This window comes from Gordonia ajococcus, from assembly GCF_012974285.1.
Taxonomy (GTDB): Bacteria; Actinomycetota; Actinomycetes; order Mycobacteriales; family Mycobacteriaceae; genus Gordonia; species Gordonia amicalis.
The window spans coordinates 2,987,864-3,002,346 of the sequence record NZ_CP052884.1; the positions used below are offsets into that span (position 1 = coordinate 2,987,864).

The window sequence follows — 14,483 nt, forward strand, 5'->3', positions numbered from 1 at the left end:
ACTCACTCACTCAGCTGAAGGAGCGATACATGGCCCTGCTCACCATCGGTGACCAGTTCCCCGCCTACAACCTCACCGCCGTGATCGGCGGCGACCTCAGCAAGGTCAACGCCCAGCAGCCCGATGACTACTTCACCACCGTCACCTCCGACGACCACCCCGGTCAGTGGCGCGTCGTCTTCTTCTGGCCCAAGGACTTCACGTTCGTGTGCCCGACGGAGATCGCCGCATTCGGCAAGCTGAACGACGAGTTCGCCGATCGCGACACCCAGGTGCTCGGCGCCTCGGTCGACAACGAGTTCGTCCACTTCCAGTGGCGTGCACAGCACGAGGACCTGAAGACCCTCCCCTTCCCGATGATGAGCGACCTCAAGCGCGAACTGGCCACCGCTGCAGGCGTTCTCAACGCCGACGGGGTCGCCGACCGCGCCACCTTCATCGTCGATCCGAACAACGAGATCCAGTTCGTGTCGGTCACCGCGGGCTCGGTGGGACGCAACGTCGACGAGGTCCTTCGTGTCCTCGACGCCCTGCAGTCCGACGAGTTGTGCGCCTGCAACTGGAAGAAGGGCGACCCGACGATCAACGCCGGCGAGCTCATGTCCTCGGGCGTCTAGAGGGGATCAGATGAGTATCGACAACCTCAAGGAAGCCCTTCCGGAGTACGCGAAGGACCTCAAGCTCAACCTGGGCTCGATCAGCCGGACCACCGCGCTGAATGAAGAGCAGCTGTGGGGCACGCTGCTGTCGACCGCCGCCGCCACCAAGAACGCCAAGGTGCTCAGCGAGATCGCCGACGAGGCCGCCGACATCCTGTCGGCCGAGGCGTACAACGCCGCCCTGGGCGCCGCGTCGATCATGGGCATGAACAACGTGTTCTACCGTGGCCGCGGCTTTCTCGACGGCAAGTACGACGACCTGCGTCCCGGCCTGCGGATGAACATCATCGGCAACCCGGGCGTGGACAAGGCCGCATTCGAGCTGTGGTCGTTCGCCGTATCCTCGGTCAACGGCTGCGGGCACTGCGTCGCCGCCCACGAGAACACCCTGCGCGAGGCCGGCGTCGACCGGGAGGCGATCTTCGAAGCCCTCAAGGTCGCCTCGATCGTGACCGGCGTGGCCCAGGCCATCGCCACCACCGAGGTGCTCGCGAACGCCTGATAGCGCGTCCAGACAACAAGGCCCGGTTATCGATTCGGTAACCGGGCCTTGTTGTATCCACTGCCGCGCGGGCGGCCCCTCTGCTGCCTGAGGCGCGAGCGAAGCGAGCCACGAAGGCCCTGGCGAGATGCGTCCGAAATCCTCACCAGCCCTTCGAGGCTCGTCGCTTACGCTCCTCGCACCTCAGGGAGCGAGGGGTCGGGTCGCTACTTTCGGATCAGGGGGCGCTTGTGCTCAGCTCAGCGCGGCCCGCATACGGTCGGCGAGTTCGCCGACCTCGTCGGTCGTCATCACGAAGGCCGGCGAGATCTGCAGCGCGCCCTGTCCCGCGGCGCGCGTGCTGACACCGTGCTCACGCAGCTTCACCACCGCCGCCGGAGCCGATGCCGGGTCGGCGAGCTGGACCGCGGTGACCGCACCGAGGCCGGTGCGCACCTCGGCGACCGAATCGAGGTCGGCCAGCGGGGACAACGCCGTGGCGAGATCCCCCTCGAGCCGCGTCGCCTCCGCGAGCAGGTTCTCGCGGCGGATGATCTCGAGATTGGCCAGCGCGGCGGCCGCCGCGGCGGCGTGACCGCCGTAGGTGTAGCCGTGGCGCCACCAGACGCCGCCGGCGAAGAACGGTTCGGCGACGCGCGGCGCGATGAAGACCGCACCCATCGGCACATAGCCCGAGGTGAGGCCCTTGGCAGTGGTGATCATGTCCGGCTGCAGGTCGAAGCGCGCCGAGGCGAACCACGAGTCGCCGGCGATACGACCGAAGCCGGTGACGACCTCGTCGACGACGAACAGGACGTCGTGGTCGCGGCAGATCGCGCGAACCTCGTCCAGGTATCCGGCCGGCGGCAGGTAGATGCCACCGGCACCGATGATCGGCTCGCAGAAGAACGCGGCGATGTTGTCCGCACCGACCCGCTCGATGAGGCCGAGCAGGCTCTTCGCGTCATCCCAGTCGACGTTCTGCACGTCGTGCATGAGCTCGCCGTAGCCGTCGTGATTGAGGGGGATGCCCGCCAGCGACGTACCGGCGACGTGCATGCCGTGATACGCCTTCGTGCGGCTGACGACGACGCGCTTGCCGGGCTTGCCCTGCTCCACCCAGTACCGGCGGGCGAGCTTGACCGCGGTGTCGATCGAGTCGCTGCCGCCCGAGGTGAAGAAGATCTTGGAACCGGGCACCGGTGCGATCGCGGCCAGCTCGTCGGCGAGCTGCAGCGTGACGTCGCTCGCGATGTCCCCGAAGTTGGAATAGTGCGCGATGGTGCCGAGCTGACGCGCCACCGCGTCGGCGATCTCGGTGCGGCCGTGGCCCACGTTGGTGAACCAGAGACCGGCCGTCGCGTCGAGATAGGACTTGCCGTCGCGGTCCCAGATGCGGGTTCCCTCACCCTTGGTCACGACGAACGGGCCACTCGCGGTCACCGCACCCATGTCGGCGAAACCGTGCCACAGAGCGCCAGGAGTATCGGACAGTGCCCTCGAAGAATCAGCCATGGCCCCCATGATGCCGGGCGAGGTGAACACCCCCGGCAGCGACCCATATCCTGGAGACATCATGTCGGTCGAGTCCCCAGATCCAGCCCCGCGAGATCCTCAGCCCGGCATCTCCCGATCCCAGCTGTTGCGCTCGCTCGACGAGGTGGGGATCCTCGACGCTCACCGACTCCGCCGCCGGGTCGACAAGCTGGGCCGCACCCCCGACCCACGCAAGTGGGAGCAGCTCGTCGCCGACGTGGCCAAGGCACGCAACCGCCTCGAACGGCGCCGGGCAGGCGTGCCGGTGCTGCGCTTCCCGGACGAACTCCCCGTGTCGGCAGCTCGTGAGGAGATCGCCGACGCCATCCGGGACCATCAGGTCGTGGTGGTGGCCGGCGAGACCGGCTCGGGTAAGACAACACAGCTACCGAAGATCTGCCTCGAACTCGGGCGCGGCATCCGCGGCACGATCGGGCACACCCAGCCGCGTCGTATCGCGGCGAGCTCGGTGGCCAAACGCATCGCCGACGAGACCGACACCGAACTCGGTGACGCGGTCGGCTACTCGGTCCGGTTCACCGACCGTTCGGGGGCCGACACCCTGATCCGCGTGATGACCGACGGCATCCTGCTCCGCGAGATCGCCACCGATCCGATGCTGCGGCGCTACGACACGCTGATCATCGACGAAGCCCACGAGCGCAGCCTCAACATCGACTTCATCCTCGGCTATCTGCGCCGGCTGCTGCCGCAACGACCGGACCTGAAGGTGATCATCACCTCGGCCACCATCGAACCCGCCCGTTTCGCACGGCATTTCAGCACACCCGACGCCTCGGTGCCGGTCATCGAGGTGTCCGGTCGCACCTACCCCGTCGAGATCCGTTACCGGCCCCTGAGCCTCCAGGAACGCCCGGACAGCGGCGACGACACCGGGGGCGGCGAGCACGCCGACCTCGACCAGATCCAGGGCATCGACGCCGCGATCGACGAGTTGTGGGCCGGCGGCCGGGGCGACATCCTGGTGTTCCTACCCACCGAGCGCGACATCCGCGAGACCGCGGATGCGTTGCGGCGCCGCACCGGAACCGGCCGCGATGGCGGTGCGGAGATCGTCCCGCTGTTCGCACGTCTGTCGATCGCCGACCAACAGAAGGTCTTCGCTCCGTCGAACGGTCGACGGATCGTCCTGGCCACCAATGTCGCCGAGACATCGGTCACGGTGCCCGGCATCCGCTACGTCATCGACACCGGCACCGCTCGCATCAGCCGGTACTCGACCCGCACCAAGGTGAATCGTCTTCCCATCGAACCGGTCTCGCAGGCCAGCGCCCGCCAGCGCGCCGGCCGATGCGGTCGCGTCGCGCCGGGTGTCTGTATCCGGCTCTACAGCGAGAACGACTTCGACTCGCGGCCGGCGTTCACCGACCCGGAGATCCTGCGCACCAACCTGGCCGCGGTCATCCTGCAGATGACCTCGCTCAAACTCGGTGAGATCGCGGATTTCCCGTTCGTCCAGCCGCCCGACGAGCGCGCGATCCGCGACGGTATGGGCGTGCTGACCGAACTCGGCGCGATCACCGTGAGCCGCGAAGGCGGCCCGCCGCGCCTCACCCCCGTCGGCCGTTCGATGTCGCGGATACCGGTCGACCCGCGGATCGCCCGCATGCTGATCGCGGGTCGCGAACTCGGCTGCCTCGACCACCTGCTGGTCATCGCGTCCGCGATGTCGCTGCCCGATCCGCGCGAACGGCCGGCCGAACATCGCGAGGCGGCCGACGCCTCCCATCGTCGATTCGTCGTGCCGCAGTCGGACTTCCTGTCCTACGTCGAACTGTGGCGATACCTGGACGAACAGCGCAAGGAGTTGTCCGGCAGCAGGTTCCGGCGGATGTGCGAGCGGGAGTTCCTGCACTTCCTGCGCATCCGGGAGTGGCGGGACCTGCACCGTCAGCTCACCGAGATCGTCAAGGATCTCGACTGGCCCGTGCGTCCGGCCGGCGAGGAGTTGCCGCAGGTCGACGCCGATGCCGTCCACCGCGCGATCCTGTCGGGTCTGCTCAGCAACATCGCGGTCCGCAACACCGAGGGTCGTGAATTCACCGGGGCGCGGAACACGACGCTCATGATCTTCCCGGCGTCGCCGCTGGCCAAGAAACCGCCGGCGTTCATCATGGCCGCGGAGGTCCTGGAGACCTCCCGGCTGTTCGCGCACACGGTCGCCGGGATCGATCCGTTGTGGGCGGAGAAACTGGCCGGGGATCTGGTCAAACGCACGCACAGCGAGCCGCACTGGTCGTCGAAACGTGGCGCCGCGATGGCGTACGAGCGGGTCACCCTCTACGGCGTCACCCTCGTCGCCCGTCGCCGCGTCGACTACGGTCCCATCGACCCGGTCGTCTCGCGCGAGCTGTTCATCCGCCATGCCCTCGTCGAGGGAGACTGGCGTACCCAGCACCCGTTCTTCGAACGCAACCGCGCCCTCCTCGAGGCCGCCGCCGACGTCGAGAACCGTAGGCGCGAACGCGGACTCGTGATCACCGAGGATCAGCTCTTCGAGTTCTACGACAACCGGGTCGGCGCCGAGGTCACCTCCGCACGTCACTTCGACACGTGGTGGAAGAAGGCACGGCGCAGCGATCCTGCCCTTCTGGACCTCAAGCCCGAGGATGTCACGGCAACCGCCGAGGCCGCACCGACCGACTATCCGGGTGCGTGGCAGCAGGGCGACACCCGACTCGAGCTCCGCTACCGGTTCGAACCCGGCGCACCCGATGACGGTGTCACCGTGATCATCCCGCGCGCACTGCTGCCCCACGTCCGGTCGGCGGGCTTCGACTGGTCCGTGCCCGGGATGCGGTCGGAACTGGCCACCGCACTGGTGAAATCGCTGCCCAAGAGGTTGCGCAAGTCGATGTCCCCCGCCCAGCGGTTCGCCGACCTGGCGCTGGCCCGTCTCACGCCTCGCAGCGAACCGCTCGCGGTCGGGCTCGCCCGCGAACTCACCACGATCACCCAGATGACGGTCACCGCCGCCGATTTCGACCTCGACCGGATTCCCCTCCATCTGCGGATGCATTTCGCGGTCGCCGACGACGACGGACGGATCACCGCGCGTGCCGACTCGATCGACGAGCTTCAGCGTGCGACGACGCCCGCGGCGTCGAAGACGGTGAAACGCACGCTGTATCGCAGCTGGACCGACGACGGCATCGGCACTCTCGCCGCGCAGCGGACCGTCGACATCGCCGGTCAGCGCCTCACCAGGTACCCGACCGTCGACGCGATCACCGACGACGCCGGACGTACACGCGGGGTGGTCGTGATCGACGCGGTGTCGGAGCAGGCCCGAGATCGCCTGGCGGAGAGGGGGATCGTCGCGCTCCTCGACCTGGCGATCCCGCCACTGCACCGGCGCGTGGCGAGTTCGCTCGGCGCCGCCGGCCGGCTGGCGTTGAGCCAGAGTCCCTATGCGGATCTCGATACATTGCTGGCCGACTGCACACGCCGGGCGATCCGCGACGTCGTCGCCGGCCTTCACGCCGGGACCGCGTCCGCCGTGCGTTCACCCGAGGCGTTTCGCACCCTGACGGAGAAGATCCGTCCACGGATCACCGAGTCGGCTCCGGAGTATTTCTCTCTCGCGGTGGAGTCGCTCGGCTCGGTGGCGCCGGTACGCGCCGCGATCGACCGTCATGCGGGTTCGCTCGCCGCCGACGACGTCGCCGAACAACTCGACAACCTCGTCTTCGACGGATTCGTGGCCGCCACTCCGCGACATCATCTGGAGAACGTGCCGCGCTACCTCGCGGCCGCCGAGGCACGGTTGACGGCACTCCCGGCTTCCGCCGCGCGAGATCAGGCCGGAGTCGCCGTGATCGACCGCGTGACCGAACGGTGGGCGCAGCGGCTGGCCCAGGTACCCGAACACCGGAAAGCGCACGTCAACGACGAGGCGCAGTGGCTCGTCGAGGAGCTGCGGGTCGGATTGTTCGCCGAACGGCTGGGCACCGCGTTCCCGGTGTCGGAGAAGCGGGTCCTACGAACTCTTGACCGACTCGGCTGAAGCGGCCCGGAGGTCGTCGATCTCGCGCTGGAAGTCCTCGAGGGAGTCGAAGGACCGGTACACCGACGCGAAGCGCAGGTAGGCGACCTCGTCGAGGTCCCGCAGCGGCTTCAGGATCGCGAGTCCCACCTCATTGCTGGGGATCTCGGCCGAACCACTGGCGCGGACGGTGTCCTCGACCTGCTGGGCGAGCTGGGCGAGAGCGTCCTCGGCGACGTGGCGCCCCTGGCATGCGCGCCGGACACCTCGCATCACCTTCTCGCGACTGAACGGTTCGGTGACGCCGTTGCGTTTCACCACCGAGAGGACCGCACTCTCCACGGTCGAGAAGCGTCGCCCACACTCCACGCAGGAGCGGCGGCGCCGGATGGCCTGCCCCTCATCAGCGACACGCGAGTCGATGACCTTGGTGTCGTCGTTCTTGCAGAAGGGGCAGCGCATCGTATCCTCACGCAGGTCACGGGACGCTCTGATGCAGCCGCGCCGCATGCCGGGCCGGTGCTCGGCTGGTCCCTGTGGCATCGAGGATACCGCCCGGCCTCAGTGGTACCGGGGGGTGAGGAGCGGCTGGCCGACGCGCAGCCCGCTCGACGCGAGGTCATTCAGCTGGATGATCTCGTCGACGACGGCCTCACGCGGCATCTCGGGGGCGACCCGCGAGGCGATCGTGCTCAGCGAGTCACCCGACCGAACGTGCACGACCTCGGTGCCGACCGCGGCAGGCGTGACCGACGCGGCGTAGTTCTGGCCGACGACCGCGATGACCCACACGGCCAGGGCGAGCGCGACGCCGGCGAGGACAGCGGTCGCCGTGCGGCGACGCCGGCGGATGACGGCCGCGGGAGCCGCCTCGGCGGGACGCCACGCCGGGACCACCGGTCCACGACCGCGCATACCCACCGGCGACGCGCACTGGGTGGACGCGACGCGGCGGACCCGGACCGCCGATTCCGGCACCGGACGGTTGTCGACGGGCCGCCGGGCGTCTCCCCGACGTGTCGGGCGCGGACGCTCCAGGACGTCGCCGCGGACGGGACCGCCGTGCCGGGCGGGGTCGTGCCGGGCGGGGTCGAGGTGGACGGGGTCGATGAGAGTGGCGGTGCGCATGGTGCCCTCCGTGTATCCGGTCGAACGGTGTTCGTGAGTGGGACCGCGTCGTCCCGGTCGAACTGTTCGAATGTCGATCATCCGTTCGATGAACTGATGTTCGATTTGTAGCACGGCACTCCGACAATTGTCTCGCGACACGTCGAACAAATGTTTGATGCGGTCGGCGTTCTCGGCTAGGCTCGTCGAAAGACAAGCGATCTACCAGCACGTTCGGAATCGAGAGGAACCCGATCATGAGCGATGACGGCGGTAAGCGCACCGGAGCGCGGGGCGCCGACGAGCCCGTCACCCCGGCGGACATGGCGGCTGCCGAGGCGTCGCTGACGCCGCGGCAGCGCGGAGTTCTCGAGGTGATCCGCAAATCCGTGCGAGAACGCGGTTACCCGCCGAGCATCCGCGAGATCGGTGACGAGGTGGGTCTCACCTCGACCTCCTCGGTCGCCCATCAGCTGCGGACGCTCGAACGCAAGGGCCTTCTCAAACGTGATGCCAACCGTCCGCGGGCGGTGAACATCGCGCCGAGCGAACCCCCGACGCCGACCTCGCCGACCGGCGGAGCACTGCCCGAACCCACTTTCGTACCGGTGCTCGGCCGGATCGCCGCAGGCGGACCGATCCTCGCCGAGGAAGCCGTCGAGGACGTGTTCCCACTCCCCCGGGAGCTCGTCGGCGAGGGATCGCTGTTCCTGCTGAAGGTCGTCGGCGAGTCGATGATCGACGCCGCGATCTGCGACGGCGACTGGGTCGTCGTCCGCCAGCAGAACGTGGCCGACAACGGCGACATCGTGGCCGCGATGATCGACGGCGAGGCCACGGTCAAGACCTTCAAACGCCAGAAGGGTCATGTCTGGCTGATGCCGCACAACGAGTTGTTCGACCCGATCCCGGGCGACGAGGCCGTCATCCTCGGCAAGGTCGTCACCGTGATGAGGCGAGTCTGACCTCGTCACTGTCGAGTACCGCGGCGACCGCCGCGCGAGCTGCAGCCGGATCGGTGGCGGCCAGCGCGGCCGCCGCCGCGTTTTCGCAGGTTGCCAGGGTGACCGCGCCGAGCCGGGCGCCGACCGCGGGCGCCGCGACGGGAGCGCTCGACAACGAGGTCACCCCGAGTCCGACCAGCACGCAGGCGAGATGCGGATCGGCCGCGGCCTCTCCGCAGACGCCCACCGGTTTGCCCTGATCACGTCCGGCCCGGGCGACCGTTGCGACGAGATGCAGCACGGCCGGCTGCCACGGATCGGTCAGCGATGCGAGCTCGGCGGACATTCGGTCAGCGGCCATCGTGTACTGCGTGAGGTCATTGGTGCCGATCGAGACGAAGTCCACCTCGGCCAGGATCGCCGGGGCCAGGATCGCCGCGGCGGGAACCTCGATCATCACACCGGCGACGAGTCCACGCTCGCGCACCTGCGCGGCGAATGTCGCCGCCTCGGCGGGTGAGGCGATCATCGGGGCCATGACCCACGGCTGCGCGTCGGCCTCCAGCGCCGCCCGGGCGATCGCGTCGAGCTGGCGCGCGCGGATCTCGGGGTGCGCCAAGGCGATTCGATCGCCGCGCACACCGAGTGCCGGGTTGGCCTCGTCGGGATGGGTCACGAAGCGCAGCGGCTTGTCCGAGCCGGCGTCGAGGGTGCGGATGACCACCTTGCGGCCGTCGAAAGCGTCCAGCACCTCGCGATAGATGCCCGCCTGCTCGTCGACCGAAGGCTCCTCGGCGCGCTCGAGGAAGGCCAATTCGGTACGGAACAGTCCGACACCCTCCACCGGGTGATCGGTTGCTGCGCGGGCCGACGACCCGTCGGCGACGTTGGCCAGGATCGCCACCTCCACCCCGTCGCCGGTGCGACCCGGACCCGACCATCCGGCGACGCGAGCGGCGTGACGCCGATACTCCTCGACTCGGGCTCGCGCGGCGGTGTCATCGGGGTCGACGGCGATCTCACCCGTGGTGCCGTCGACGAGGATCGCCGTACCCGCATCGATCCCGACGAGTCCGGACACCGCGACGACGCACGGGATGCCGAGCTGACGGGCGATGATCGCGGTGTGGCTGGTGGGCCCACCCAGTCGCGTCACGAGGGCAATCGTGGTGGTGGGGTCGAGGCCGGCCGTGTCGGCGGGTGCGAGGTCGTCGGCCAGCAGGATCGAGGGCACCTCCGGCGTGGACAACCCGGGTTCGGGCAGTCCCAGGAGCTCGGCGAGCACGCGGTCGCGGACGTCGTTGAGGTCCGTGACCCGCTCGGCCATCAGGCCGCCCAGCTTGGTGAACACCGCGGCGAACTGTTCGGTGGCGGCAACGGCGGCCGACGGTGCCGGCGTACCCCTGGCGATCAGGGCCGACGCCGCACCGATCCAGCCGCGGTCTTCCGCGAGTCCGGCGGTGGCGGCGAGTACTTCCGCGGCGACGCCGGTGTTCTGCGACGCGCGCTCACGGAGTCGCGCGGCGACGACGCCTGCCGCCGCAGTGAATCGTGCGACCTCCTCCGGGCGCTGGTCCTCGGAGATCTCGACACCGGCGCCGAGCGCCTCCGCACTGTGGTCGGGACGGCGTCCCGGCCACAGTGCGGGTCCATGAGCCACACCACCGACGACCGGCGTCCCCGTCAGAATCTGCGTCATGTGACCACGGTTACAAATTTGGCTTGACTTGTCAACATAAAAAGGCGTAAACACAGTTACTACAACATTCAAAGCCACATATTCCCACATTTCGCGGTGGCCGAGTGAGCAGGAACGATCAGAACGGAGCCGGTGTGTACGCCGAGGAGAGACAGCAGGCCATCGCCGAGGAGGTTCGCGTCGCAGGGCGCGCCTCGGTCGCCGAGCTCGCCGCGAAGTTCGACGTGACCAGCGAGACGGTTCGGCGCGACCTGGCCGTTCTCGAACGCGGCGGGCACCTGCAGCGCGTCCACGGCGGTGCCGTCCGCCCCGAGGTGATGCGGGTGATCGGTGAACTCGGCATCGCCGAACGGGAGACCGAACAGATCGAGGAGAAGGCCGCCATCGGCCGCGCCGCCCTCCGTTTCCTGCCGCCCGACGGCGGATCGGTGCTCTTCGACGCCGGCACCACCACGTTCCGTGCCGCGGAGGTCATGCCGCGGGACCGCGATCTGACGCTGATCACCAACAGCCTGCCGATCGCCGGGTTGCTCGCCGGCCGCCATGCGGACGGTCTGCACGCCCTGGGCGGTCGCGTCCGCGGACTCACCCAGGCCACGGTGGGCGCCGAGACGGTCGCCGCACTGGGACGGCTGCGCGTGACGACCGCATTCATCGGCACCAACGGCCTCAGCGAAGCGCACGGTCTGTCGACGCCCGACCCCGACGAGGCGGCGGTGAAGGCGGCGATGGTTGCCGCGGCCCGACGCGTCGTCGTCCTCGCCGACAGTTCGAAGATGGAGCGCGAGGAGCTGTCGGGATTCGCCGGCATCGACGACATCGACGTCCTGATCACCGACTCCGGTATCGATCCGAGGTTCTCGGCCGCCCTGTCCGCCCGCGGCGTCGAGGTCGTGATCGCATGATCCTCACCGTCACAGCCAATCCCAGCGTCGACCGCACCCTCGAACTCGACACCCCGCTCCGGCGCGGCGAGGTCCAGCGAGCCGGTGTGGTCCGCGCCCAACCGGGCGGCAAGGGCGTCAACGTGGCCCGCACCGTCGCCGCCGCCGGACTACCGACCCGGGCACTGCTCCCGGCGCGTGCGGGCGACCCGCTGCTCGCCGCCCTCGACGAGCTCGGACTCCCCTACGACGCGGTCCCCGTGGACGGCGAGGTGCGCTCGAACGTGACCATTGCCGAAGCCGACGGCACCACCACCAAGATCAATGCCCCGGGCGTCAGCCTGACGGCGGCTCAACTGGCCGCGCTGAGCGCACTGATCCGCACCTACGCGGACGGCGCGGACTGGGTCACGCTGTGCGGATCACTGCCGCCCGGCGTACCGGAGGACTGGTATCGGACCGTCGCCGACGCCCTGGTCACCGCCGGTTGCCGCGTGGCGGTGGACACCTCGGGAGCACCGCTGCGTGCGGCCGCCGCCGGACGAGTCGACCTGATCAAGCCGAACGAGGACGAACTCGCCGAACTCACCGGCACCGATCCGGCAGAGTTGCGGGAATCGCTCTCCCGCAACGACCTCCGTCCCATCGTCGCCGCGTCCACGGCGCTCGTCGAGCAGATCGGCGGCGCCGTGCTGGCCACGCTCGGGGCACGGGGCGCGGTCCTCGCCACCGCGGCGGGCGTCTGGTGCGCGACGCCGCCACCCACCGTTCCGCGCAGCACCGTCGGCGCGGGTGATTCCTCCCTCGCCGGATTCCTCGTCGCGCAGACGCGTGGCGCGTCGGCTCCCGACTGTCTGCGGTCCGCCGTCGCCTACGGTTCGGCCGCCGCCGCACTGGCGGGCACCTCCTCCCCCACCCCCCACCACCTCGACCTGTCCGGGGTCACGGTCACGGAACTCTCCGGGGCCGCCCCGATGAACTGAACCGAATCCCCCACCGGGCACCCGACCACTCCGCCCCTCTCCATGCCGAAGGACATCCCATGACCGAGCAGATCATCACCGCCCAGACGGTGAGTCTCGACGTCGACGCCGGTGCAGACCCCGCCGCCGTCATCACCACCCTCGCCGACGCCCTGGCCGCTGCCGGACGGACCACCGACCCCGCCGATCTGGCCCGCGCGGCACTCGAGCGGGAAGCCAAGTCGGCCACCGGGCTCCCCGGCGGCATCGCCATCCCTCACGCGCGCACCGCATCGGTGACGACGGCGAGCCTTGCCATGGCGCGACTGTCGCGCCAGGTCGACTTCGGGGCACCCGACGGGCCGGCCGACCTCGTCTTCCTCATCGCCGCCCCCGAGGGCGGTGCGGCGGCGCACATGAAAGTGCTGAGCTCCCTGGCGCGTTCGCTGGTCCGCCCCGACTTCGTCGCGTCCCTCCGCGCCGCCGAGAACGACGAACGCATCATCGAACTGGTCACCGAGGCCATCGATCCCGACGCCAAGAAGACCGAGACCACGACCGCAACCACTTCCCCGGCAGCGCCGATGGCGCCGGCCACGGACACCCCGGTCACCGCCCGGACGCCGGCGCAGAACCGGCCGCACATCGTCGCGATCACCGCCTGCCCCACCGGAATAGCGCACACCTACATGGCCGCGGACGCGCTCAGGTACGCCGCGGACCGTGCCGATGTCGACTTCGCGGTGGAGACCCAGGGCTCGTCGGCCACCACGCCGTTCGACCCCGAGGTCATCGCGAACGCGGACGCCGTCATCTTCGCCACCGACATCGGGGTGAAGGGCAAGGGTCGCTTCCACGGCAAGCCGGTGATCGCCTCGGGCGTCAAACGAGCCATCAACGAACCCGATGCGATGATCGCCGAAGCCGTTGCGGCCGGACGGAACCCGGACGCGGCGCGGGTGACCGACGACGGCGGCACCGAGGGCGCCGAGACCGGCGCGTCGTCGGGTGTCGGACTCGGTGCGCGCACTCGTCAGGCACTCATGACCGGTGTCAGCTACATGATCCCGTTCGTCGCGGCGGGCGGCCTGCTCATCGCGCTCGGCTTCCTGCTCGCCGGGTACGAGATCGCCAACAGCACCCTCGACAGCGCCGGGTCCCTGAACGACGCCGTCTACATCGCGCTCAACAACAGCGTCTGGGATCTGCCGTCCGGCGGGCTCCTGCAGTACCTCGGCGCGGTGAGTTTCGCGATCGGATCGGGGGTGATGGGACTCGCCGTCCCGGTCCTCGCCGGTTACATCTCCTTCGCCATCGCCGACCGCCCCGGCATCGCCCCCGGTTTCGTCGCGGGCATCGTGTCCCTCTCCGTCGGCGCCAGCTTCATCGGCGCACTCATCGGCGGTCTCATCGCCGGCGCCGCGTGTCTGTGGATCTCGCGGCTCCCGGTCCCGCAGTGGGCTCGCGGACTGATGCCGGTGGTCGTCATCCCACTGTTCGGCAGCATGATCGTCGGCGGACTGCTCTACATGGTGCTCGGCAAGCCGCTCGCCTGGCTGACCGAGCAGATGAACTCCGGACTGGAGAGCATGTCCGGCGGATCGGCCGTCGTCCTCGGCATCGTGCTGGGCCTGATGATGTGCTTCGACCTCGGCGGTCCGGTCAACAAGACCGCCTACCTGTTCGCAACCGCCGGTATCGCCGACGCGGCGACCGCCGGTCCCGCACAGTTCCAGATCATGGCCGCGGTGATGTGCGCCGGCATGGTCCCGCCGCTCGCCCTGGCCCTCGCCACGGTGCTGCGTCCCGGGCTGTTCACCGAACCCGAACGCGAGAACGGCAAGGCCGCCTGGCTTCTCGGCGCATCGTTCATCTCCGAGGGTGCCATCCCGTTCGCCGCGGTCGACCCGTTCCGCGTCATCCCGTCGATGATGGCCGGCGGCGCACTGTCCGGTGCGCTCATCATGGCGTTCGGTGTGGAGCTCCGCGCCCCACACGGCGGCATCTTCGTCTTCTTCGCCATGAACAACTGGGTGCTGTTCCTCGTGGCCCTCGTCGCCGGCACCGTGCTCAGCGCGGTCGCGGTGACCGCGGCGAAGCAATTCGGCAGGACCAGGGAGGTGGCAGCGGCCGACCTCGAGGCCGTGGCAGCCTGATCCCAGACCCACTCATACCCGACGTTTCATCCAGCACGACAACCGAATA

Annotated in this window: 11 protein-coding genes; 7 read left to right on the forward strand and 4 right to left on the reverse strand. The window is 69.2% G+C overall.

What is annotated here, in order from left to right:
* Positions 1-29: 29 nt before the first annotated feature.
* Together GAA2_RS13480 and GAA2_RS13485 are read left to right on the forward strand one after the other, a co-directional pair.
* A complete protein-coding gene (locus GAA2_RS13480) occupies positions 30-617 on the forward strand; it encodes a peroxiredoxin (RefSeq protein WP_024498502.1) in 588 nt (195 codons plus the stop codon).
* Between the two features lie 10 nt (positions 618-627).
* Complete coding sequence (locus tag GAA2_RS13485) at positions 628-1,161, forward strand: alkyl hydroperoxide reductase (protein WP_024498501.1); 534 nt, start codon at positions 628-630, stop codon at positions 1,159-1,161.
* Positions 1,162-1,395: 234 nt separating this feature from the next.
* Here the strand turns inward: GAA2_RS13485 and GAA2_RS13490 are convergent, their stop codons facing one another.
* Positions 1,396-2,655, reverse strand: coding sequence for an aspartate aminotransferase family protein (locus tag GAA2_RS13490; RefSeq protein ID WP_051349601.1), 1,260 nt, complete (start codon positions 2,653-2,655; stop codon positions 1,396-1,398).
* Positions 2,656-2,716: 61 nt separating this feature from the next.
* Between GAA2_RS13490 and hrpA the strand changes: the two genes are divergently transcribed.
* Positions 2,717-6,703: an ATP-dependent RNA helicase HrpA gene (hrpA, locus tag GAA2_RS13495; RefSeq protein WP_024498499.1), complete on the forward strand. Its 3,987-nt coding sequence runs from the start codon at positions 2,717-2,719 to the stop codon at positions 6,701-6,703.
* On the opposite strand, the gene nrdR is transcribed toward hrpA, so the two are convergent.
* Positions 6,677-7,144 carry a transcriptional regulator NrdR gene (nrdR, locus tag GAA2_RS13500; RefSeq protein WP_006436472.1) on the reverse strand — a complete coding sequence of 156 codons (468 nt, stop codon included), beginning with the start codon at positions 7,142-7,144 and terminating at the stop codon, positions 6,677-6,679. The two genes, hrpA and nrdR, sit on opposite strands and share 27 nt — an antisense overlap.
* A gap of 99 nt (positions 7,145-7,243) precedes the next feature.
* On the reverse strand, positions 7,244-7,810 hold the full coding sequence (locus tag GAA2_RS13505) for a LysM peptidoglycan-binding domain-containing protein (protein WP_024498497.1): 567 nt from the start codon (positions 7,808-7,810) through the stop codon (positions 7,244-7,246).
* A gap of 236 nt (positions 7,811-8,046) precedes the next feature.
* Here GAA2_RS13505 and lexA point away from each other — a divergent pair, with 236 nt between their 5' ends.
* A complete protein-coding gene (gene lexA, locus GAA2_RS13510) occupies positions 8,047-8,754 on the forward strand; it encodes a transcriptional repressor LexA (RefSeq protein WP_006436470.1) in 708 nt (235 codons plus the stop codon).
* On the opposite strand, the gene GAA2_RS13515 is transcribed toward lexA, so the two are convergent.
* Entirely contained in the window at positions 8,732-10,432 is a 1,701-nt protein-coding gene (locus GAA2_RS13515; protein ID WP_024498496.1) for a phosphoenolpyruvate--protein phosphotransferase, read from the reverse strand. The two genes, lexA and GAA2_RS13515, sit on opposite strands and share 23 nt — an antisense overlap.
* Before the next feature lie 134 nt (positions 10,433-10,566).
* Between GAA2_RS13515 and GAA2_RS13520 the strand changes: the two genes are divergently transcribed.
* From GAA2_RS13520 to GAA2_RS13530, 3 genes are read left to right on the forward strand one after another with little or no spacing between them, the layout of a single operon-like run.
* Entirely contained in the window at positions 10,567-11,337 is a 771-nt protein-coding gene (locus GAA2_RS13520) for a DeoR/GlpR family DNA-binding transcription regulator (RefSeq protein ID WP_024498495.1), read from the forward strand.
* Entirely contained in the window at positions 11,334-12,299 is a 966-nt protein-coding gene (pfkB, locus tag GAA2_RS13525) for a 1-phosphofructokinase (RefSeq protein ID WP_024498494.1), read from the forward strand. Before GAA2_RS13520 ends, pfkB begins: the two co-directional genes overlap by 4 nt.
* 59 nt (positions 12,300-12,358) lie before the next feature.
* The gene (locus tag GAA2_RS13530) at positions 12,359-14,434 is read left to right on the forward strand and encodes a fructose-specific PTS transporter subunit EIIC (RefSeq protein WP_024498493.1); all 2,076 of its coding nucleotides are present in this window, start codon (positions 12,359-12,361) and stop codon (positions 14,432-14,434) included.
* Positions 14,435-14,483: the final 49 nt, after the last annotated feature.

What these genes read in the sequence shown, in the direction of transcription:
- nrdR (WP_006436472.1), bottom strand. Translation starts at nt 7,144, where the DNA reads ATGCGCTGCCCCTTCTGCAAGAACGACGACACCAAGGTCATCGACTCG.
- hrpA (WP_024498499.1), top strand. Translation starts at nt 2,717, where the DNA reads ATGTCGGTCGAGTCCCCAGATCCAGCCCCGCGAGATCCTCAGCCCGGC.
- GAA2_RS13490 (WP_051349601.1), bottom strand. Translation starts at nt 2,655, where the DNA reads ATGGCTGATTCTTCGAGGGCACTGTCCGATACTCCTGGCGCTCTGTGG.
- lexA (WP_006436470.1), top strand. Translation starts at nt 8,047, where the DNA reads ATGAGCGATGACGGCGGTAAGCGCACCGGAGCGCGGGGCGCCGACGAG.
- GAA2_RS13515 (WP_024498496.1), bottom strand. Translation starts at nt 10,432, where the DNA reads ATGACGCAGATTCTGACGGGGACGCCGGTCGTCGGTGGTGTGGCTCAT.
- GAA2_RS13505 (WP_024498497.1), bottom strand. Translation starts at nt 7,810, where the DNA reads ATGCGCACCGCCACTCTCATCGACCCCGTCCACCTCGACCCCGCCCGG.
- GAA2_RS13530 (WP_024498493.1), top strand. Translation starts at nt 12,359, where the DNA reads ATGACCGAGCAGATCATCACCGCCCAGACGGTGAGTCTCGACGTCGAC.
- GAA2_RS13480 (WP_024498502.1), top strand. Translation starts at nt 30, where the DNA reads ATGGCCCTGCTCACCATCGGTGACCAGTTCCCCGCCTACAACCTCACC.
- GAA2_RS13485 (WP_024498501.1), top strand. Translation starts at nt 628, where the DNA reads ATGAGTATCGACAACCTCAAGGAAGCCCTTCCGGAGTACGCGAAGGAC.
- pfkB (WP_024498494.1), top strand. Translation starts at nt 11,334, where the DNA reads ATGATCCTCACCGTCACAGCCAATCCCAGCGTCGACCGCACCCTCGAA.